The sequence below is a fragment of the Paenibacillus riograndensis SBR5 genome, assembly GCF_000981585.1.
GTDB lineage: Bacteria > Bacillota > Bacilli > Paenibacillales > Paenibacillaceae > Paenibacillus_AQ > Paenibacillus_AQ riograndensis.
Genome location: NZ_LN831776.1, coordinates 6,689,716 through 6,712,782 on the forward strand (window position 1 = coordinate 6,689,716; position 23,067 = coordinate 6,712,782).

A 23,067-nucleotide genomic window follows, 5' to 3' on the forward strand; every position below is an offset into this window, starting at 1 on the left:
TATTCACATACAGGATGATGGATCAAAAATTGAAATCGGCGGCTTCTCTTCTGTTCGGCTTATTAAAGACATTCATCAGCTTCAGCTTCTCTTCTTGGCTTAACACTTCAACATCCCCGGCCTCAATTTGCGGGCACGCTGTTACTTGGCCGATTATAGCCAGCAGATAACTTTCCAGAATGCTGATCGTCTCCTTGTCATAAGCCAGCGCATTATACACAATGCGTATAATAAAATCCTCCCCCGGCTCGATGATGATACTGAAGTCATAATTGGTATGCTCAAGGATTTCGCACCCGGCAATTTGAAATCCGTATTCCATCTGCTGCCCGTCCGTGTCCCTTATTTCCCGGTCCAGAGGATAATTCTCGAACACCATCACATGATTGATCAAATCCCGGTGCGACCAAGCCTGGATATCGGATAAAGGAACATAACCATATTGCTCAGACGAGATGAAGCTGCTCTGAATTTCGCCAGCAAGCTCGTGGAATGTCTTGCCGCTTAATCTGACACGTACAGGAATGGTATTTATAAACAGGCCTACCATCCTTTCGATGCCTTCAATTTCCGGAGACCTGCCTGAAATGACTGCTCCAAAGACTACATCCTCCGCATTGTCGTATTTAGACAATAAAATCCCCCACACAGCTTGGAAGAAGCTGTTTATCGTGATCCCGCTGCTGGAGGCAACATGGGTGACGGCTGTCCTGACTTTTTCCTCCAGCTTGATATCCAGTACTGCCAAGCGGAATTCTTTGGACGTCCCTTCCTTGCGTAACAATTCTTTATATTTATAGTCCTCAAGGTACTGCATCCAGTAAACTTTGGCTTCTTCCTTGTTCTTGCTCGCCAACCAATCCAGATACAAACGGTACTGATGAGTTTCCAAGCTGGGCCGAGACCCGGCGTTGAGCTGTTTGTAATGCTCCAACATATCTTTTAATACAATCCCGATACACCATCCATCCATCAGAATATGATGAAAGCTCCATAGCATTTGATAAACACTGTCACCGGTCTTAAGCAAGATGGCTCTCATCAGCGGGCCTTGTACCAAATCAAACCTTTTCTCCCGGTCCAGCGCCTTTAATCTCTCCATGTGTGCCATCTTCTCACTGGACTCCATGTGCGTGATATCCTCGAATTCGAGGTGGAAATCGCTACTCCCCAGAACAATCTGCAAGGGTCTATGAAGTTTTTTGTAGACAAAGCGGGTTCGCAAAATATCATACTTACCCACGATCAGTTTGAAGCTTTCGTTCAATAACTCCTGAATAATGTCACCCTTCAGATCTAAGATACATTGTTCGTGATAAGCGTCGGAGCGCTTGTTCTTAAGCGCATGAAACAGCATGCTTTCCTGCATCGGAGTCATGGTGTATACATCCGTTATGCCTCCGGGATAAAGCCGGTTTAAATCATCCAGCTCCTCAAAGGTCAACTTCTTGTAAGTCAGATCGGAGGGTGAGCGCTGAATCCGTTCTTCCCGGGTACAATGCGAGATAATTAGCTTCAGAGAATTCAACAGCAATTCCGCAAACCGTGACATCGTTGCCTCATTGAACTGTCCGGGATTGTAATCAACCCTAATTTCGACACGATTTCCCACGATCATAGCGTTAATGTCTATGGCATAAGGCCTGTGGGATTCCGGGCTTTCCGTTGACTCCATGAAAGTGTTACAAATCTCAAACGTACCATACGATGCCTCATTTCCAAATTGGCCCAGGTAGTTAAAGCTAATCTCCGGCATCACATTAAAGTCCACCGCTGCTCTGAGCTCGGGCGAGGTCAAATATTTGAGAACCTGATACCCCATGCCCTTATTCGGCGTTTGCCTGATCGTTTCTTTTGTGGTCATAATATGAAGAGGCAGTTCATGGGAATTCGCAAGCTCCAATACAAGCGGGTAGGTCGAAGTGAACCAGCCCACCGTTCTAGTAATGTCCAGATCCTGAATCAGTGCTTCCCTTCCGTGCCCTTCCATATTGATGCGGACACGATCGACATTCGCCCACCCCTTTATGGCGGCCCCCAAAGCTGCAAGCAGCAAATCAAGCGTTTCTGTTTGGTAGGCATCACCCGCATGCCGCAACAAATTCGTCGTTTCTTTCTCCGAAAGAACGGTCTTTGTCTGATAGCGGTCCTTTATTTTTCCGTTGCCGGCTTCAGAATCTTTGGGCAGTGCCGGAACGGCAATCCGGTTGACGTCCGTCCAATAGGCTAATTCCTGCAGCAGCTTTGGCGAGTTGGCATAAACCTCAAGCGCTTCGGCCCACTTCTGATAGGAGTCCGATTTTTCAATTAGTCCCGCTTCCTCACCGTTATCCAAGCTCAGGTAGCAGCTCGCAAAATCATCCAGAATAATTCTCCATGACACGCCATCAACAACAAGATGATGAATCACAATTGCCAAATAATCACCGTTAGTGGTTTGATATAGCCCCAGCTTGAGCAGCGGTCCTTTTTCCAGGTCGATACCCTTTTGAATCGTTTTTATGCCGGCATGCATCAGATCCGTATGATCATCGCACCCAGTCAAATCCGTGACCTCCAATGAGAAGAGTTCCCCTGCCAGCCCCCTGTTGCTTTGCTCAACTCCAGCCTGGCCTGTATGCCTGTAAACCATTCTAAGAGCATCATGATGCTCTGTGATCCTTTGGAAGGCCTGCCTGATAAACTGCACGTCAAACCTTTCATTGTGCAATAAAATGGATTGATTCCAATGATGCATTTCTGCAAAATTTTGCTCAAAAAACCATTTTTGAATGGCTGTCAGCTTCACGGGGCCTTCAATGGTTCCCTGATTATGGCGCTTAATATTTTGCTTTACGAACGGGCTGATCCCCTTGATATTCTGATGCAGAAAGAGCTCTTTCACCTCAAGGCTTAACCCGTACTTCTTCAGCCGTGACACGATCTGGATGGCTTTAATGGAGTCCCCGCCCAATTTAATAAAACTGTTGCTGGTGCCCACCTTATTTATCCCAAGCACCTCTTCCCACACCAGCGCCAGCTTTTCTTCAATGAAATTCTGCGGAGCCGAATATGCGTCTTCCATCTGAAACGACTCGAATGAATCGGGAAGCTTTTTTCGGTCTACTTTGCCGCTCGCCGTTAAGGGAATGCTCTTCATCTGCACAAAAAATGAAGGTACCATATGCCTGGGCAGCAGTCTAGAGAGGCTTTCCCTTAATAATTCGGAATTCATTGGAAAGTCCGCGGTATAGTAGGCACATAGATATCGGCTGTCCGTTGGGCCTGTACTAATAATGACTGCCGCTTTATTGACGCCTGGCTGCTTTACCAGTTGGTTTTCGATTTCACCAAGCTCAATCCGGTGGCCTCTAATTTTTACCTGATCATCCATTCTGCCCAGGAATTCAACATTTCCATCCTGCAGCATCCGCACTAAGTCACCCGTTCTATACATCATTCCGCTTGTCTGGAAAGGATCGGGAACAAACTTTTCACGCGTCAGTTCCTCACGGTTCAAGTAGCCCCGGGAGACGCCGTCCCCTGCTATGCACAGCTCGCCTGGAATACCAATCCCCTGTAATTTTCCATTCTGATCCACGACATACAACTGGACATTGAAGATTGGCCCCCCTATGGGTACCGGATTTCGCAGATCTTTATCCGGGTAGTAACGGTAAAATGTACAGGCAACCGTTGTTTCGGTTGGGCCGTAAACATTGTAAACTTCCACATCCTCCGCCAGCCGGGAAAAGAACTTTTTGGCGTAAAATGGATCAAACGCTTCTCCGCCAATGATAAATTTTCTGATTTTAAGCCGGCTCAGGTCATATTCACCCAGAATTTTTAAATGTGACGGGGTCAGCATAATAAAATCGACCTGATTATCGATTACTACAGCTTCAAGCAGCGATTCATAACTTACACCGGAATAAATAAATACCTTGTTGCCGGAAATAAGCGGGATATAGATCAAGGTAACTGACAGATCAAAGGCAATGGAGGAATAGAGCGGAAAATCAACCGCTTCCCCGTGTACATACGTTTTGTCTCCCCACCATACATAGTTCGTCAGGCCCTGGTGTCTGGTCATGACCCCCTTCGGCAAGCCGGTTGATCCGGATGTATAGATGATATAAGCCAGATCATCCGGTGAATTCACAGATACTGGATTGCTGTCGTCCCCGCAATACCATTTACTGGATGCAGCGTCGATGAATTCCCCCTGGAATTGGCATTTTTCCGCCAATCCCTTATGGGTCAGCATGATTTCCAGATTGCTATCCTTGATGATAAAGTTAATTCTCTCCGATGGATAAGTCGGATCAATGGGAACATAAGCGCCCCCCGCTTTCATAACCGCGAACATGGAAATAATCAGCTCAAACGAATGCTCCATTAGAATTCCTACTGTCGTATCGGGTTTTACTCCTTTACTTCTTAACATCCGGGCCATTTGATTCGTCTTGCGGTTAAAGTGTTCGTAGGTGATGCTTTCGCCTTGGTGAACAAGCGCCACAGCGCCGGGTGTTCTTGCCGCTTGCTCTTCGAACAACTGATACACAGTTTTGCCGCCGGGGTAAGCTGTTGCTGTATCGTTGAATGTATAGATGAGCCGGTCTGTTTCCTCCTTCGGAAGTAAATCGATGTCGGACAGCAGAACATTGCAATTCTCCACAACCGTTGTCAAAATACGGAGGAATCTTTCCGACATCCTGATGATCGTGGATTCCTGAAACAATTTGGCGCAATATTCAAAATTAAGCGTCAAATTCTCAGTGTTCTCTATGACCTCGAGAATGAGATCGAACTTTGCAACATCGTTTTTGAATTCGTAACCATTCAGCCTGATATCATCCAGATGTACATCCGGAACAGCTAAATCCAGGCTCTGCAGAACAAACATGACATCGAACACGGGATTTCTGCTTATGTCTCTTTCGATGCCCAATTTGGATATGAGTTCCTCAAAAGGATAGTCCTGATTCTCAAAAGCCTCTAACGTATTTTCCTTTACCTCCAATAAAAACTCCTGAAAGGTCTTGTGCTTGGCCGGTTGATTTCTCATTGCCAGTGTATTTACAAACATCCCTACCATGTTATTGGTCGAATAGTTAAATCTGCCGGCAACGGGTGACCCGATAACGATATCTTCCTGGTTGGAGTACTTGGACAGCAAAATGTTATATGAAGCCAGCAGCAAGGTATATAGCGTCGTTTTCAACCGGTTCGAAAGCACTTTTAAACCCCGGGTTAAGTCCGAATCCAATGTAACTGAATAACAAGCTCCATCAAAGCTTTGCACGGGAGGGCGGGGAAAATCCAGAGGCAGGGTTAAAGACGGGATGTCGTCTGACAACAGCTGCTGCCAGTACTCCCCCTGCTGTCTAATCCTTTCATTGCTCAGCATTTCGTTGTGCAGTGCCGTATAATCCTTGTATTGAACCTCTAGTCCAGGCAGATTCTCCCCGCTATACAAGGAAATTAAGTCATTACAAAGAATATTGGCCGATATTCCATCGGCAATAATATGGTGCATATCCATAATGACAATGTGTTCATGATCAGATCTGGATACAATATGGACCCTGAACAGCGGCGCTTGATTTAATGAAAAGGGCAATATAAACCGCTTAACCAATTCCGGTTCATCCTCATCTTCCGCAATGCTATAAGAGATGCTGAACGGGATATCATCATGAATGACCTGAACAGGCTCATCATGCAAAAGTTCGAACGATGTCCTTAGCGGCTCATGCCTTTTAACAAGCCGTTGAAAGGCTTCCTCCATCCGTCCAGGATCAAGCTTCCCCTCCACGTGCAGGATGCCGGTAATGTTGTATGCCGTCCCGGCCCCTCCCATTTGTTCAATCGCAAACAACCTTTTCTGGGAAGAGGATTGCGGATACCAATCTTTTTTCCCAAGTGGCGTGATTTCAGGGAGAAATGATTTCCCCGCACCGTTAATCGCTTTCGCGAGTCCTTTCACGGTCGGATGCTCAAACAACATTCTCAGCGAAATGTCAGTACTAAATTCCTTCTGTATGCTGAAAGCCAGCAGTGAGGCTTTTAACGAATTCCCCCCAAGCTCGAAAAAATCGTCATTGGTGTTGACCAGTTCAAGGTTAAGCACATTTCGCCAAATTTCCGCCAGCCTTTCTTCGGTCTCATTTTCAGGAAGCATGATCTCTTCCCGCAAGGCTTTATCCTCATCAAAAGCCGGCAGCAGCCTTTCGTTGATTCCCCCTTTTGAATTCAGCGGTATTTCATCTAAGACCATGAAAGCGGAAGGAATGAAATTCCCCGGGATTCTGGAGAGCAAAAACTTCTTTATTTCCCTAACCTTCGGAATGGAAGTCCCCCGTGGTGTGATGTAGGCCAGTATTTTTTGGTCCCGCTGAAAAGTACCGGAAGGTTTAACCGTTACTGCAGCATGTCCGATTAGTGGATGAAGCACCAATTGTTCCTGTATGGTATCCAAATTAATCATCCGGCCATTTTGGGACATAAGGCGGGAATGATGCCCGATCACCTTTATTTCAAAATCTGCTGTATACATAGCCATAATCCCTGTACTCGTGGATGGTTGCTCCGCAAGAAGCGACGGTTCCGTTAGCCTTGCCAAATACACCTCACCCGGCACGCCTACAGGCGAAGGGTGCATATCCTTATCCAAGATTACGAAGATATCAGCCTCATCCCATGAAACCCCATATTTATCCAGCTCAGCCCGCAATGCCGCCGCTTGTTCAGTTCCCCTTGTCCGAAGAATCTTCTCTTCTTCCAATGAAAGCAGAGAGATTTCCTGTAATTTCCGGTCAGGCTGGAGAACCGCCAGCAGAATTCGGTTGAAATAATTAGCCCAACCCGTGATTATCTGTGTATCGAACAAATTTGGGTCATATTCAAAATCAATCATAAGCTCATGATCAAGCTCGACAATATTCATACTCAGGTCATATTTCGAGTAACTAACAGGCGATTGAAGAAGCTCGACGTCCATCCCCGTGAAATCAGGCGTTTCTAACGACTTATCCATATTAAACATCGTATTGATCTGCGGAGGATGAACGGAGCCGTCCAAGGAATGCAATTCCTTCATAAGTGATGCATAAGAGTAATCCTGATACTCATAGAGTTCCAATAATTCTTCCATCATGTAGGAAAGATACTCCCGGAAGGTCATTTCAGGATTGATTGTAGTAGAGAAAGGAAGAATATTCAGGCAATAGCCGACCAAGTGCTTTTGCCCCATTTGCATCTGCCCTGCAGTAGGAATCCCGACAACCAGTTCCTTATGATTGGAAATCCGATACAATAGCACCTTGTATGCGCTCAATAAGACTGTAAAAAGTGACACTTTCATGCTTTGGCTAACCGCCTTCAGCTTTGCGGTCAACGGGATATCAAGTACATACCGGTGTCTGCTGCCCTTTCGTACTCCGGCGGCATCCCTGATCCTGAATGAAGGCAGCTCAAATGCGGGGGTTTGTACGGAAAACTTGTTTTTCCAATAGGCTGCTGCCTTTTCTTTTGGTTGGGACTCCAACATTCGCTTTTGCCAAATGGCGTAATCCGAGAAGGGTGTGGGAGTCGGCAGCAGAGAGCGCGTGCCCGTACATTCGGTTGAGTACAATGCAGCAAGCTCCTGCAAGAAAACAATCAACGACCAGCCGTCTGCGATGATATGATGGGCGGACAGCGCCAGCAAATACTCATGTCTGGCTGTAGCCAGCACCCGAAGCCTGATTAACGGCCCCATTACAGAATCAAAAGCAGCTGCGTTTTCCTTCAAAAGCGCTTGATTAATCGCTTCATCACCCAAGGCGCTATAGTCTGCCAAAATGTCAGCAAAAAAAATGTCTGCATTTGCATGACTTGCAACTATTTGCTCATTCCCGTCTGCGCTTATGGTTGAGCGCAAGCTTTCGTGACGGTTCAACACTTTATGATAGGCAGTTTCAAGCGCAGCCTTATTCAGCTCTCCCCGCAAATATAAACCAACGGTCTCATGGTGTACGACACCATGGGTGTCATTGGAATGAATGACCAGGCTGATTTGCTGCTGCTCTTCGGTTAATTTGAGAACTTGGGGTGCCCTGGTTAAGCTCTCCCGGGCAGGTCCGGAAGGCAGCGGCTTTGGCTGATACCCGCCCCTTGGCCGGTTATCCGGACCCGGGAGGAAACCCGCCGCCTGCATTTCCCCGATGCTTTGCTTAACGGCGTCAACGATATATTGAATATCCTCATCCGTGTGGGCTGTGGAGATAAAGCAATTTCTTCCTTCCCAGATGTAAAGGCCTTTGTTAAGCAATAAATAATAAAAGAGCTCCAGATCCCCGCGCAATACGAACCTGAACAGCGATCCAAAATGAACAACATCCACAGGTACATTCTGCTCCCTGAAATAGGTGTTCAATTCACCGGCAAGCCGGGCAGTACGAAAATTGAGATTGGCCTGCAGCTCCGGCCCCATTCTTTCAAGATGGGTCAGCACAGCCAATGCTGCGTTCATTGCAAGGGGATGCTGGCAGAAGGTTCCCGCAACAAACGTTCTGCGTTCTTCATGAGCCGGCTGTGAATCATCGTGAAATTTCCAGGCGCCTCCATCAATACCATTCATAAACCGGTCTGTTCCGGCAACTACACCGATTGGCAGCCCGCCGCCGATGACTTTGCCATAGGTAGCCAGATCAGCCTTAATATCAAACAGAGCCTGTGCTCCTCCAGGGTGCATCCGAAACCCTGTAATGACTTCGTCAAAAATGAGCGCAGTTCCTGACATAGAGGTTATTTCTCTGATCTTTTTCAGAAATTCTACCGGCTGAAGATCAGGTCTGCGGCTCTGCACAGGCTCCACCAAGACTGCCGCCAGCTCATTTGCATGAGCTTCAATGATTTCTAATGCCTCACCGGTTCCATAATTAAGCACAATGATGTCTTCGACCATGTTGTGATTGATACCGGGAGCAATAGGCTGTGCACCTGCCTTCACAGATCCTCCCATTGCCAACACGCCGTCGAACGTACCGTGATACGACCCGGAGAACAGGACCACCTTGGAACGTCCTGTCGCAGCGCGGGCCAGCCTTAGTGCCACCATAACGGCTTCAGTTCCCGAGTTGAAGAATGCGGTTCTGTCTGTCCCTGTAAATTTACAAATCAGAGCAGCGACCTCTCCGGCAGTTTGGGATATGGGACCGACAGCCATGCCTCTTTCCACTTCCCGTTGAATCTCATCATTGATAAAAGGCACATTATGCCCGAACAGATTCACTCCGAATCCCATTGTCAGATCAACATATTCGTTCCCGTCAATGTCCCAAATCCTTGATCCGGAAGAATGATCCACAACTATTTGGTAGACGATATCTTTCCAGTATGGACGGAATCCCGCTACATTTCGATTATTGGCCAGAACATATCGGTAATCATCGGTATGCTTCTGAGAACCTGCTGTTTTGTGAGTATAAGCGGATATAAAGGAATCCAAGAACTGCTGCTGCATTGCCGAAAAGTTAGTGGAGGCTTTCAACGGGATGTGCTGGTAAGGAACAAACGCTCTTTTAGTCTCGTTAGCAGCTTCCGGATCGGGGCTATGGCCTTTGCTTCTAGTGCCGGCCTGAAGTGGTTGTACTGCCTTTAGTCTGCCTGCCTGCCCCAAAGTGGACGGCTCCTCTTCCCGAGTTCCTAACGCGTGTAAAAGCTCCAATTGCTGGGACATCACCTGCAACTGCTTTTCCATTACGCTTTCTACAGCAGACAAATTAGCTGGACTCTTACAGCTGGACTCTTCACGTTGGCTTGCCTGCCTGTCCATAAGTGGCATTTGAATTGCCGCTGCTTGCTCTTGAATACCAACGGCTGCCGCCGCCTCCTGATAACCGGATGGTTCCGGCCCGGCATCTAGGGGAATCAGACTTACAAGATAATCCCCAATAGAATCGATGGAGGACAACTGTTCAAAAAACATTCTCATCGGCACATCAATATCAAACTGCTCTTTAATGGCATGCCTGGAGCTGGTCAGCAGGATGGAATCAAGCCCCATCTCTAGCAGATTTGTATGTATGTTAATATCGTCCGGCTCCAGTCCGGACACCTCACTAAATATATTCTTTAAACTATTAATCACATGGCGTTTATTCTCGTTATGATACATGTTGGACAGGGCCTCCTTTCGATTGAAATTGAGAGCCATTGCGGGTTCTTCATGGTGTTTTTGACGTGTATCCGGGAGCCTGATCCAGCAGCGCTTTCTCTCAAAGGGATAGGTGGGAAGCGGTACGATCCGTCTTCGTTCGCCCGTGTACACAACAGTCCAATCAGTGCCTTCCCCGTTGGCATATGAGCTGCACAATGAATGCAGGAATTCCGAACCCGGTTCCGGCATCCCGGAACCGGATTGTTCCCAGGCTCCTGAATTCGCCAAAGAAGAATGGGAGTAGATTCCGCCTTTACCGGTTTCGAAATAGTCCGGTGAAAGACTCACTCTGTTAAGCTTAGTGATCAAATCTTCCAGATTCTCGGCAATTATCGCCAAACGGTAACTGTAATGCCCCCTTCCAATATTGGATGTATAGCAAATATCCCGAAATTCCGCCGCATCAGCACCGGCCAAATAATTGATATAGTCCCCGATTATTTTCTCCAGAGATAGAGGGTTCTGGGCTGAGAGGGTAAGTGCAGCCGGACGCTGGTCTACCTTAATCGGACTGTCTTTCCGCAACGGCGCTTCCTCCAGCACCACATGGCAGTTCGTTCCGCTCATCCCAAAAGAGCTGACACCACATCTTCTTGAAAAACCTGCCGGATTCCAGTCGGCCAACCCGGTATTGGGATATACGGGAGAATCTATAAAGTTAATATTTTTGTTGGGCTTCTCAAAATGAAGAGTCCCGGGTATTTTTTTGTTGTGCAGGGATAATGCCGCTTTGATCACACTGATAATTCCTGCTGCGTAGTAGAGGTGTCCAATATTTGTTTTTACCGAGCCAATTGCACAAAATTGCTTTTTATCTGTATATCTGGAAAAGGCCCGCTGGATTCCGTCAACCTCGATCGGGTCGCCAATTTTGGTCCCGGTACCGTGGGTTTCAATATAGGTGATGGATTCCGGTTCAACCCGTGCCTGTTTCCACGCATTCAAAATCAGGGATTCCTGTGCAATGACATTCGGCGATGTAATGCCAATCGATTTCCCATCTTGGTTGGCAGAACTTCCCTTAATTGTGGCATAGATATGATCGCCGTCCTGCAGCGCTTTCGCAAGAGGCTTCAGTACAACGGCACCAACACCTTCTCCCTTGACCGTCCCATCTGCACGGTCATCAAATGCCTTTACTTTGAAAGTTGGTGATTCAATTCCTACTTTTGGCTGATCCTGCAAGGGGAACAGGTCCAATTGTATGCCCCCGGCTATTGCCATTTCACAATCATTATTCATAATGGATTGACACGCCAAATGAACGGCAACCAATGAAGAGGAACACGCCGTATCCACCATGAGACTCGGACCTTTAAGATCAAGCATATAGGATATTCTGCTGGCGGTGACGGGGGACAAATTCCCGGCGACCGAGGGAACGAAAGAATCGGGATCGGCTTTTTCAATCATTTGCCGGTATTCATGCTCTCCGCCGGAGCCTACGTAAACTCCCGTCCTGCTACCGGTCAGACGCTCTCCGCCATATCCGGAATTTTCAATCGCAGTCCATGCGGTTTCAAGAAAAAGCCTCTGGTAAGGGTCCATCAGGCTTGCTTCCTTTGGAGTAATCCGGAAAAACGAGTAATCGAACTTATCGATTTCCTCCAAATAGCCGCCTTGTATAAATCCCGGACTTTCTGCAGCACCACAAAATTTCAGGTATTGCTCAACGTCGCTTCTTCTTTTTTCGGGAAACTCTGAAATATGGTCTCTTCCGGCGCAAAGGTTGTCCCAGAACTGATCTATATTTTCAGCTGAAGGCAGCTTTACCGCCATTCCAATAATAGCGATATCATTATTGCAAGCGCTTTCCACTTGTACTAAAAGATTTATCGCCTTCTCCTCAGGGATATCCAGCAATTTTTTGATCACAACAGAGTCCTCCTTAAGCTGTCTTTCTTACATAACACCCAGTGGTTTATGATCCTTCACAAACCGGTTAACAACTCCATACAACGCTTGAGCGTACCGCTGGATAAAGTTAAGCACGGGCTCGCTGCGAATCTCATTTGAATTGAATTCGCACACGAAATGAATTCCGTTATGATCCTCTTTGAATTTCAGTACTAAATCATATACGTCAAGCAAATTTCCTGCCGATAGATTCAAGTGCTCCTTACAGATAAAAGGAACTACGCTGTTCTTTTTATGGATAAAAAATTTGCTTACATCCTGGACATGATAGATTTCCCTAGTTCCGGGTTTGACGGTTTCGTTAGCCAATGTAAATAAGTCCTCCAACCGGTCGATTTGAGCGAAGTCAGCCGTAAACGGCACTACCCAGCCGCTTCCATCCATCATTGTTTGAACCTCTATCCGGGCAGACGGAGACAGCTCATACAACAGATATACGAACATCGACAGAAGAATCGATTCGTGTTTCAGATGCTCCGCAGCAGCGATGCGCTTCAACTGACCGGTGAATTTATGATCAACTGAAAAGCTGAGTGTCCTGCTCAAACCGTCTTCCTCTTCCGCATGAGAGCCGTTCTTGAAAAATTCCTCCGGCAATTCCAAGGCTCTGATGTGAGCGCTTGCATTAATGTCACTGCCGTCCTGCCGGATCAATCCGGCCAATTTACTGATGGAAGGATGTCCGAATAAGTCAGTTAAAGTGATCTTGCCAGGATATTCACGATCAACCTGTTCAAACATTTGAGCCAGCAAAGTCGAAGTTCCGCCAATTTCAAAAAAGTTATCTTTAACACCGAGCCTGTCATTGCCGAGTACGTTAGCCCATATGCTCAGCAGTGCCGCTTCCACCGTATCCTTCGGCTGATCTGCATCGATTCTGGAGGTTATTGTATTCGTGACTTCCTCCATTTCAGCCAGCAATCCTGTAAATTGTCCCTCCAGGAATAAGTTTTTCATTTTATATCTCTGCACTTTTCCGCTGGTCGTTTTTAGTATCTTTTTGACAGGGATGATATGCCGGACATGTATGCCGACTTTAAGATTCAGCTGTTTTCTCAATTCTATCGCCAGAGGTACAAAAGTTTCCGGTTTGTCTTTATAGTTCACAAACAGAATCACTTCCTCCGTTGCCAGCTGCTCGTTATAAACACCGCACGCTGCAGTAACCCCGATTCTCGTTCCGGTAAATTCCTCTGCCACCCTTTCAATATCCTGCGGATAAAAATTCTGGCCATTAATAAAAATAATGTCCTTCTCTCTGCCGGTTACAATAAGGCTGCCATCCTTCATAAATCCCAGATCGCCTGTCCTGAGCCACCCATCCTTGGTAAATACCTTCCGGGTAGCTTCCTCGTTATTGTAATAACCGTTCGTGACATTGTTGCCCTTGATTTGTACATGCCCTACCACGCATTCATCCAATACCCGGTCTTCTTCATCACACACCCTTACGAAGCAATTCTCAATAGGGTTACCCAAATCTACCAAGGAGACAATATATTCCTTATCCTTGTAGTTTTCTTCAACAATTTGGACACGGCTACCTGTATTGATAGAGCTTCTTACGATGTTATAAGATGTAAATTCATGTCCGGGCTTGTAAAGAGTTACAGCAGCCGTCGCTTCCGCCAAGCCGTATCCGGGAAGGAGCGATGTTCTGGGCAGGCTGAACTTATCCATGACCTCAAGAAACTCGTTGCATAGCTTGGCGTCAATGGGTTCAGCTGCGTCAAGCAACACCCGGACATTTGATAAATCCCATTCGTAGCTGCATTGTGAACGGTAGAAAAAGGTCAAAAAGTACTTCATTCCAAAATTGGGGGACGCGATGACCGTCGATTTTAAATCACTCGCTTTTTTGATCCAAAGTGTCGGCCGTCTGATAAAGACCCATGTTGGCAATAAGGATTGACTGCCTCCGCAAGTCAGCGGGAGCAGGTGAAAAACGATCATCCCCATATCATGGGTAAGCGGCATCCAGCTTAAGAACGAGTCGTTTGCCGAGTAATTTCTGCTCTTCTTGAGATCATAGAGATTTGTAAGTAAATTATCATGGGTCAATGTGACCCCTTTGGGGTCTCCCGTTGTTCCCGAAGAAAATTGGATAAATGCAATATCATGAGATTCAGGGCTGCAGAGTACGACATCTTCCGTCCCGGAATATTCGAGGGTTTCCGTATGTATTGTGCGATTGGTAATGGACGAGGCGAAACGGTAAAAATCCGTTTGGTGTGCGGTTAAATCCGGTTTAAGCAATGATCTTGAATCCGTTATCAAAAATGGGCGATGAAGAACATTCCAAATTTTTATCAGCTTATGCTTATGCTCGTCATTATTCCCCACATTGACAGGTACAGGGATCATGCCTCCCAATATACACGCCCAAAACGCGAGAATAAAGGTTTCATTATTTTCAATTTGAAAGATGACTTCATCTCCGGACTGAATGCCTTTGCTTCTCAAGAATCGTAAAGCTCCGGTGGCTCTTGTATACATCTCCTTGTACGAATAATAGTTGTGTTCGTTATCCCCATTGATGAAAGTAATCCCTTTGTGAGCATCCTTTGACCGGGCTATAAGCATTTCAACTAAACTCTTATACATTACTAGCCTCCTAATAATTATCATTTATGTAAGAGATCAAATGTATGTGTTGAATAATTTATCACATGAGTTGTATTTGTTCAACAGAATTATACAAAATAATACATCCATTTGATATATTTGTGAAATCAGCATTTTAGGTGCTAGATTACAGCAAATCAAATTGTATATTTTAACAGCAAGTGTTAACATATCTTTAATCATGAGAACAAACAGAGCCGCAGAAGCAAGGGAGGCGTCCCAGTTGCAAACATAAACACAACAGATCAAATCGTTATTTCCGGACATGCTCAAGCTCGGGAACAGGTTATGCCAAAATCTTACACCAAAAAAAATGATAGCGCATTCATAATCATGTTAAAGGTCAGTGGAACCTTTCTCAGCCCGCTAATGGATAATGCAAATACTCAGAAACTAACGTCCCCCGTTAACATAGAGGCTTCCTGAAGATGTGCCCCATCTGACGGCTAGACCACCGGCATATTTTGCGTTAATAGCAATCTTGCTTCAGCGCAGTATCGTCATTGCGAATTGTCAGTTCAGAGCTCCCGGATACCGACTCGGTATACCCGCAGACAATAACTTCCTTCGTCTCCTTCCGCGAGTCGGTATATTTCAGATAGATGGCCCCTTCGCCGTACAGGCGGCGGCCAGCAGAATCGCGGTTCGTTTGTTCATTTTCACAACCACCTAATCCATTAGTTCTCTCAGCATTCCCTGCGGATTGTTCAAAAAAGCTTTCGTCAGCAAATAATGCTCGGTAGCTTCATAAGGTGTTTTGGTCAAACCCTCTTCCCCCAGCACATAAATGCCGGCTCCCGGATAGGCAAGCAGAATCGGTGAATGGGTGGCGATGATGAACTGGGAATTTTGTCTGACCAGCTGATCCATTCTTGCAATCAGGGCAAACTGCCTGGAGGGAGACAAGGCCGCCTCGGGTTCATCCAAAATATACAGCCCGTTTCCCCAAAAGCGGTGCAGCAGCAGCGACATAAAGCTCTCGCCGTGAGACTGCGCATGCAGCGATTTCCCCCCATAGCTCCGGGCTGCAGCCAGCTGATCCACTTCGGTTGCTACATTATAGAAGCTTTCCGCTCTCAGGAAAAATCCGTCCTTCGGGCGTCTTGCCCCCTTAACCAACGTCATATATTCATAGAGTTCCGAATGGGACGCCTGTGTAGAAAAGTTGAAGTTTCGCGAACCGCCTTCCGGATTGAAGCCGAAATTTGCGGCAATCGCCTCCAGTAAGGTGGACTTGCCGGTTCCGTTTTCCCCCACAAAAAAAGTAACCTTGCCCTCAAAATCAATCTGATGAATATTGCGGATAACGGGGAGGCTGAACGGGTAACGGCGGGGTCCCGGGATACTGCTTTGATTGATTCTTGCTTGTCTTACATACAGATCGGAGATCATGGGTTCCACTCCCTTCAATCAAACATTTCCTATATCATACCGAGTTCGCCCCGCCTTATCAATTTACAACAGAAAAAGGACCAGCCCTTAGTCATGGCGACCTTGGACCAGCCCTCTCTCCTCTATTCTATGGATTAACCGGAATCGTCACTTCCAGGTCTTTCAGGTATGTCCGTGTGCCCATACTATCCTTCCAAGAATCATTGCCCAAGCGGTCTTTCCCTGTTACATAATTCCCTTTACTATCCTTCTTCTCTCCAACAATGCTCCAGTCAGCATTTTTCACTGTAAAGGTGAACGGCTTGATCGTTATCGACTTTGGCTTGCCGGCAAACGGAGAATATAAATCATCGATGTGATATTCGGTTGCCGGTTTACCGTTGAAAAATCCTAGCATACGCTGATCAAGCTCATTTCCCTGGTCATCCACAATTTCATAATACACCTTGCTGGCGCTGTAATCGCCTGTTTGCTCCGGGGATTGCGGAACCGGTCCCTGACTGTCCACAACAAGACGGGTGGATACAGGCGAAAGATACAATTCCTTAACGGTATAGCTGAACTGTCCATCCGATTTGGTAACGTCAGGCTTCAGCACAAGCGCGTTATTATCCACCTTTACCGGAACCTTGAATTCAAAAGGCTCTTCCACATTGGTAACCTTCGTCTGAATCGTCAGCTCAAATTTGTCGGGCAAATTCAGACCATGGGTCATCTCGCCAATAAAAGCATTTCTTTGACCCGGGAGATCCCCGAAGCTGCCTGTCGTGAATTTAATTTTTTGTCCATCGGCTAGAAGACTTAGCGCTTCCATTTTCCCTTGTCCGGCTGATTGAAGTTCTGGTCCTACAATATAACCCTTAGGCAGTTGCTCTTTAGGTGTATCTTTGAGCTTGAATGGTATAACCATATTCTCCAAATCCGTTCCTTCCCGTATTAGGGTGAAAGACAGGCGGGTTCCATCATACAGCAAATCAGCCAACTTCAATGTGATTCCATCATGGGTTACACTTAGTCCAGGTTCGGAAACAATCCCTTGTTCTACAGCTGCATTCACAGCTTCGGCGCTCGTCCCATTATAAATGACCCCAAAGCCGGGGATTTTCTTCAATGCGTCGGCCATGACCGGCGATACAAACCCCGCACCGATTACGCCCGCTCCAAGTATAGCTGTAACAGATGCGGCCACCACACTTCTTTTTAGAACGCTGGATTTAGCTTTTCCTGATCTTCTGCTCACCTGGTTCTCTCCAATCCTGTGTATAATTTGATTACTCATGCTTTGTCTTGGCAGTGACGATTCACGAATCATCCGTTCTATCGCATCCATTTCAGCGTACTCCGTGGGTTTCGGCGATTGTCCCATGTGTTCTCTCTCCTTTTTGGTTCATGCGTTCTACCAGCTTGTGGCGCAAGCGTTCATATTTTTTCCGTATGGTGGCCGGCTTGAGGCCAATGATGTCACCAATTTCTTCAAAGGTGTACTGTTCTACCGCCTTAAGGAGCAAAATGTGACGCTCTTCTGTTGTGAGATAAACCAATAGCTCATAAACGGTTGATTCGTGTTCGAAGATTTGCATCACAGGCTGCTGTTCTTTATACTTCTCCACCAGTTTGAGCCAACGGCTCTGCTTTTTCTTCAGATTGATCAAATGGTGGTAGGCCATCTTATACAGCCAGGCAGAGAAAGAGACTTGTCTGTTGTAGTGCTGAAGATTTTCATAGGCCCGGACAAAAATTTCTTGTACGGCATCCTCCGTCTCCGCATGGTTTTTCAGAATATAGTAGCAATAAGTATACATCTGCCGCTCAAATTGGCTAATCACTGCTCCATATGCCTGTTTGTCTCCGGCTTTGACTCGTTCTACAGCCGCTTCAACGGCATTTCGTTTGGCTTCCTTATCCCCGGGGATGGTTGGCTGCAAAAGCTCGCCTCCTTTCCTGTTTACCTATATAACAATCTCAAAGTGCGGTTTTGTGACACTATTTTATCCCGGACCAGAATCCCTTCACAAAAAAAGAGAGCGTCCCGGCGGCCGTTTCAATCACGGCTGTAGGACACCCTCTTGTAACAGTTATGCGGAAAAAGCTATTTCTTCAGGTGATAAGGTACCGTAGTAATAATCACATTCCGCCGGTACAGCAGATGTGCGCGGAGCAGCAGGCTGGATTGGTTATGCAGGATATTGTGCCAGCCCTTCCTCGGAATAAACTGCGGCACGACCACCGTCACCTGATAATTCGATTCGCTCGCCTTGCGCTGGACGGTGTCAATGAACTTGGTCAGCGGGTGAATGATGCTGCGGTACGGCGAATACAGCGTCACCAGCCGGACTTCAGGGTGAAAGTTTTTCCACTTTTCTTCAAATATCGCATCATCCTCCCGCTCGAACGGGACATGCACGGCAATAATCTGCTCGGCGCCGAGCGATTTGGCATACCGGAGCGAGTTCTCCACCACATGGGTGATCCCGGCGACCGGCAGGATGATGATATTCCCTTCAATCGCCAGCGGCTCCTCCTCACAAGTCGAGATCCGGAGCTGGTCCGCTACAGCCTCATAATGTTTGCGAATCCGGTAGAACATCAGGATAATCAGCGGTAAAAAGACCAGTACCGGCCACACCTGCGTAAATTTGGTCAGGAAGAACATCATCGTAACGATGAAGCTGATCAGTGCGCCTGTTGTATTGATGATAAACTTGGTGACCCAGCCTGGTGGCTTCTGTCTGATCCATTTGATCATCATCCCGCTCTGGGAGAGGGTGAAGGGAATGAAAACACCAACCGCATACAGCGGAATCAAATGCTCGGTCCGGCCTTCAAAAGCAATGATCAGGAGGATCGACAGCAGCCCCAGGATAAGAATCCCATTGGAGTAGCCCAGCCTGTCCCCCCGGACCGTGAACATACGCGGAATGAACTTATCCTTGGCCAGATTCACCGCCAGCAGCGGAAATGCTGAGTAGCCGGTATTGGCCGCCAGGACCAGAATCAGCGCGGTCGTTCCCTGAACAAAGTAGTACATGAAATTCCGGCCAAAAACCTGTTCGGCAATAATCGAGACTACCGTGGCATCCTCTCGCGGGGTTATCCCGTAGTAATACGCCAGAAACACAATTCCCGTAAATAACACAGCAAGCAATGTGCCCATTGCCGCCAGTGTTTTGGCTGCATTATTTGGTGCGGGCTCTTTGAAGTTGGGGATCGCATTGGATATGGCCTCCACCCCCGTCAGCGCCGAGCTGCCCGAGGAAAAAGCCTTTAACAGCAGAAACAGGCTGATGCCCGCTATCGGCGTACCGATAGGCGTATGGAGCTCGGCAGGAACGCTGCCGGTCAGAATCCGGAACACGCCCAGCCCGATCAAGATAAATAAAGCGAGCACAAACAGATATACCGGATACGCAAGGAACGATGCCGACTCCGTTACCCCGCGCAGGTTCAGGGTTGTAATAATCAGAACGAAGAAAATGGCAATAAGCACATTATACGGATGCAGGCTGGGAAAAGCCGATGTAATCGCGTCCGTCCCGGCCGAGACACTAACGGCTACCGTTAATATGTAGTCCACCAGCAGTGAGCCGCCAGCCACAAGTCCCGGATATTTCCCAAGGTTTTCTTTTGATACCACATATGCTCCGCCGCCGTGGGGATAGGCAAATATAATTTGCCGGTAGGATAAAATCAAGGCCAGCAGCAGAACCAGCACCCCGGCAGCAATGGGAATGGAATACCAGAACGCCGCAGCGCTGAGAGTAACCAGCACCAGCAGGATTTGCTCAGGACCATAAGCGACCGAGGATAAAGCATCTGAAGAAAGAATTGCCAGTGCCTTGGTTTTGTTCAGTTTCTGGTCGCCAAGCTGCTCTGATTTCAGCGGCCGCCCAATTAAAAATCTTTTTACCGAAGACATCATCAGCCTCACCCGTCACTTTTTAAAGTTATATTACCCTTCGAATTAAATAATAATCTCAGTTCCTTATTATACACTTCCCAGGCAATTACGGCTGATCTTCGTTTCTGTTCATATTCCTCCAAAAAACGGCGTTTAGGACGCCTAACCATTTAAAATTCCTTGTTTGCCCAACTCAGCGAAATATTTTTTACGGCTGCCAAAGTAAAAGACGATCTGAAGCGCAACAAATAACAAAGCCACCAGTCCGGCTTTTCCAAGCAGCTGGAGTATCCCCGGCTGGTTGCTGAATAAGAAATAGAAATAATAAATTCCCAGCCCCAATCCAAACACGGCCGGAAGAAAAAAAACAAGGCCCAGCTCCTTCGATACGATCTGCTTCAATTCCTTCGCTGTCACGCCAATCCGCTTAAGGGACTGCATGTTTTCCAGTTGTTGATCAATATCAGACAGCACTTTATGATACAGCACTGCTCCGGATGCAACTGCGAACAAGGCGCCAAGGAACATGATGATAAAAAAGGTGGTCCCGCTGGATTCCAGCTCCTGTCTGAGTAATTCTTCTCTGTATACGGGCCTGAAGGCCTCCAGCGTTGCTCTCTGCTCATCTGCATCCTTCATGGCGCTCTGATCGTTGGCATTCCAATATGAAGCATCCAATCCGTTCCGTTCCTGCAAGGCATGGAGCAGAGCCTGGAACCCCTGTTCATCGATATCCCCTTTTAGCAGATGGAGCTTTTTAACCTGGGATTCCCCGGCGGCGGCCCGGATCTGCTCATATACCCGGTCATCTACAACCAGGGCTTGACCATAATATACATCGGCTGTGTGCAGGGAGTTGGCGAACGGTTCGGTGACCTCCCGGATATTTCCTTCCAGATACTCTTTCACAGGATAGCTCTCCAAAGCCTGCATCAAGCTTTCTTTGTTCTCGTAATCATGCATGCCGTCATTCATATGCTCCGGGTCCATGAAGGCAATGATCGTATCCGGCATTTCGAATTTCATATTTTCCTTATGGACCCTCACGAATAAGGCCTGATCTTCCGCCAGCTCGTAGCTTGTTCCCATATGCTGATTGAATTGGTGTTCGCCAATAACAGTTGTATGCGTATCCCACAGCTGCCAGACTCCCTTCGCATTGCGGAACTCCGGCACTTCCATATATTCCAGCGTTTGGTTCTGTTCAACCGCTATGCCGTTGTCCTTCAATACCTGCTCTATTTCCTGCTCATGAAACCCATTGATGGAATGGTTCTCGACAAACATCACATCATAAGGATTGTCCAGCCTGTTGTTCTCCCTGGTTGTTGCGTACATTGCATACGTCAAACCGCTAAAGAAAAGCGCTCCGGCGATTAGCAGGGTAACAATATACATCGTGGTTTTATACGATAAAAAGCGGTGGGATACATTCGACAGCAGCAATAAGTTGTTGTTGTACAGCTTCCTGAAACGCTTTATAGCCGACTTCATGATCGCAATGACTGTCCCAATAATTACATAGGGGCACAGCAAGGTAAGCACAATAAGCACAACAATGAGGGCAGAATTCCCTCCGAACCATCTTTCCAGCATAATCCCCGGCAGCATAACCGCCGATACGGCAAAAAGCACACTGGCTAGTATTCCCCATGCGATGCTGCTCTTACCGGGCTCCCGGCTATGCGCGGCCTGAAGTGCATCCACAACAGAGACTCTGCGGAGATACGCCATGCTAAGCAGAAAATTAAATATAAAAATCATCAGGAAGATGCCGCTGCTTAAGAGCAGGCTCTCTAAGGTCAGCTCAAACCGGATTGGATTCACCAGCAGAATTTGATTTAATCCCATGTAAAACAGTTTGCCGAATACAACACCCGTGATTAGTCCGCTTCCCAGGGAAACTCCCGCAATCCCTGCGTTCTCCAGCAACAGCATCTTGGTCAGGTCTCTGCTGGTCAGGCCCAGGAGGATGTACATCCCGAACTCTTTGCCTCTGTATTTCAGAAAGGAGAAGTTGCTGTAGGTGATAAATACGAAGGAGAATACTATCACGCCAATTAAAGCCACGCGGACGATATCATAAAGTGTGGTATCTCCCAACTGCCGTAAAATTTCGGAGTTATAGAGCAGGCTGCCGAACATGAACAAAACCGTCACAATGAGCGTATTGACTGAATAAATGGACACATACCTTTTTGCATTGTATAGTAGATTTTTGCGGATAATGGAAAAGAAGGTCATAGGTGATCCCCTCCGATCACGCTTTGCGCCTCCAGAATCTTATCGAGGAACTGTTTGCGGTCCCCCGGCGACCGTATTTCCAGTTCCACGTTCCCGTCCCGGATAAAAATGATCCGCCTGCAAAAAGATGCGGCAAAAGGATCATGGGTCACCATGAGAATCGTGCTGCCTAATTGTTCATTCAGAGAAGTTAGAGTGTCCATTAACTGCCGGGCTGACTTCGAATCCAGATTCCCTGTCGGCTCATCGGCAAGCATGACCGCAGGTTCGCTTATTACCGCGCGCGCCGCTGCTACTTTTTGCTTTTGTCCCCCTGAAATATGGTAGGGATACTTGTCCTTCAGCCCATGAATGCCGAGAAACTGCATCAACGGTACAAGCTTCTCCTCAATCTCTTCCGGGCTTCTTTTATCTAAAATTAACGGCAATGCAATATTCTCCTCAAGGGTAAGGCTGTTCAGCAGGTTGAAATCCTGAAAGATGTACCCGATCCGCGCTCTCCTGAACAGCGCCATTTGATCCTTGGACAACTTCATAATGTCCTGCCCGTCAATATAAACTTCGCCTGAAGTGGCTCGGTCAACACCGGACAGAATATTCAGGAGGGTTGTTTTGCCGCTTCCGCTCGGGCCCATAATCCCGACAAAATCCCCTTTTTCCACATTAAAGCTCATGCCGTCTATTGCAGCTACTCCCTTGGCCTGCTTATACGCGTTATATACCTTTACCAGCTGATCAATCGTAATGACGTCCAATTTTCTTCCTCCTCATAATCTGATAAGAGAAGTATAAAAAGGAAGCCTCTTCC

The 23,067-nt window shown here is 47.1% G+C and carries 8 protein-coding genes; all 8 read right to left on the reverse strand.

The genetic code is table 11. The features are described from left to right. Positions 1-22 precede the first annotated feature (22 nt). Entirely contained in the window at positions 23-12,058 is a 12,036-nt protein-coding gene (locus PRIO_RS28285) for a non-ribosomal peptide synthetase (protein ID WP_020433407.1), read from the reverse strand. 27 nt (positions 12,059-12,085) lie between these two features. Beyond that, positions 12,086-14,704, reverse strand: coding sequence for a non-ribosomal peptide synthetase (locus PRIO_RS28290; RefSeq protein ID WP_020433406.1), 2,619 nt, complete (start codon positions 14,702-14,704; stop codon positions 12,086-12,088). Positions 14,705-15,394: 690 nt separating this feature from the next. Beyond that, entirely contained in the window at positions 15,395-16,126 is a 732-nt protein-coding gene (locus PRIO_RS28300; RefSeq protein ID WP_085981680.1) for an AAA family ATPase, read from the reverse strand. A 118-nt stretch (positions 16,127-16,244) separates the two neighbouring features. Beyond that, complete coding sequence (locus PRIO_RS28305; protein ID WP_046505700.1) at positions 16,245-17,483, reverse strand: DUF4179 domain-containing protein; 1,239 nt, start codon at positions 17,481-17,483, stop codon at positions 16,245-16,247. Continuing rightward, on the reverse strand, positions 17,449-18,042 hold the full coding sequence (locus tag PRIO_RS28310) for an RNA polymerase sigma factor (RefSeq protein WP_020433400.1): 594 nt from the start codon (positions 18,040-18,042) through the stop codon (positions 17,449-17,451). Before PRIO_RS28310 ends, PRIO_RS28305 begins: the two co-directional genes overlap by 35 nt. Before the next feature lie 164 nt (positions 18,043-18,206). Next, positions 18,207-20,036, reverse strand: a complete 1,830-nt coding sequence (locus PRIO_RS28315) for an APC family permease (protein ID WP_039790938.1) — start codon at positions 20,034-20,036, stop codon at positions 18,207-18,209. Between the two features lie 141 nt (positions 20,037-20,177). Beyond that, on the reverse strand, positions 20,178-22,259 hold the full coding sequence (locus tag PRIO_RS28320; RefSeq protein ID WP_020433398.1) for an ABC transporter permease: 2,082 nt from the start codon (positions 22,257-22,259) through the stop codon (positions 20,178-20,180). After that, positions 22,256-23,014 carry an ABC transporter ATP-binding protein gene (locus PRIO_RS28325; RefSeq protein ID WP_020433397.1) on the reverse strand — a complete coding sequence of 253 codons (759 nt, stop codon included), beginning with the start codon at positions 23,012-23,014 and terminating at the stop codon, positions 22,256-22,258. The genes PRIO_RS28320 and PRIO_RS28325 overlap by 4 nt, the downstream gene beginning before the upstream one ends. Between the last annotated feature and the right edge of the window lie 53 nt (positions 23,015-23,067).

Coding starts and splice junctions, on each gene's coding strand:
- PRIO_RS28290 (WP_020433406.1), bottom strand. CDS start 14,704: ATGTATAAGAGTTTAGTTGAAATGCTTATAGCCCGGTCAAAGGATGCT.
- PRIO_RS28305 (WP_046505700.1), bottom strand. CDS start 17,483: ATGGGACAATCGCCGAAACCCACGGAGTACGCTGAAATGGATGCGATA.
- PRIO_RS28315 (WP_039790938.1), bottom strand. CDS start 20,036: ATGATGTCTTCGGTAAAAAGATTTTTAATTGGGCGGCCGCTGAAATCA.
- PRIO_RS28320 (WP_020433398.1), bottom strand. CDS start 22,259: ATGACCTTCTTTTCCATTATCCGCAAAAATCTACTATACAATGCAAAA.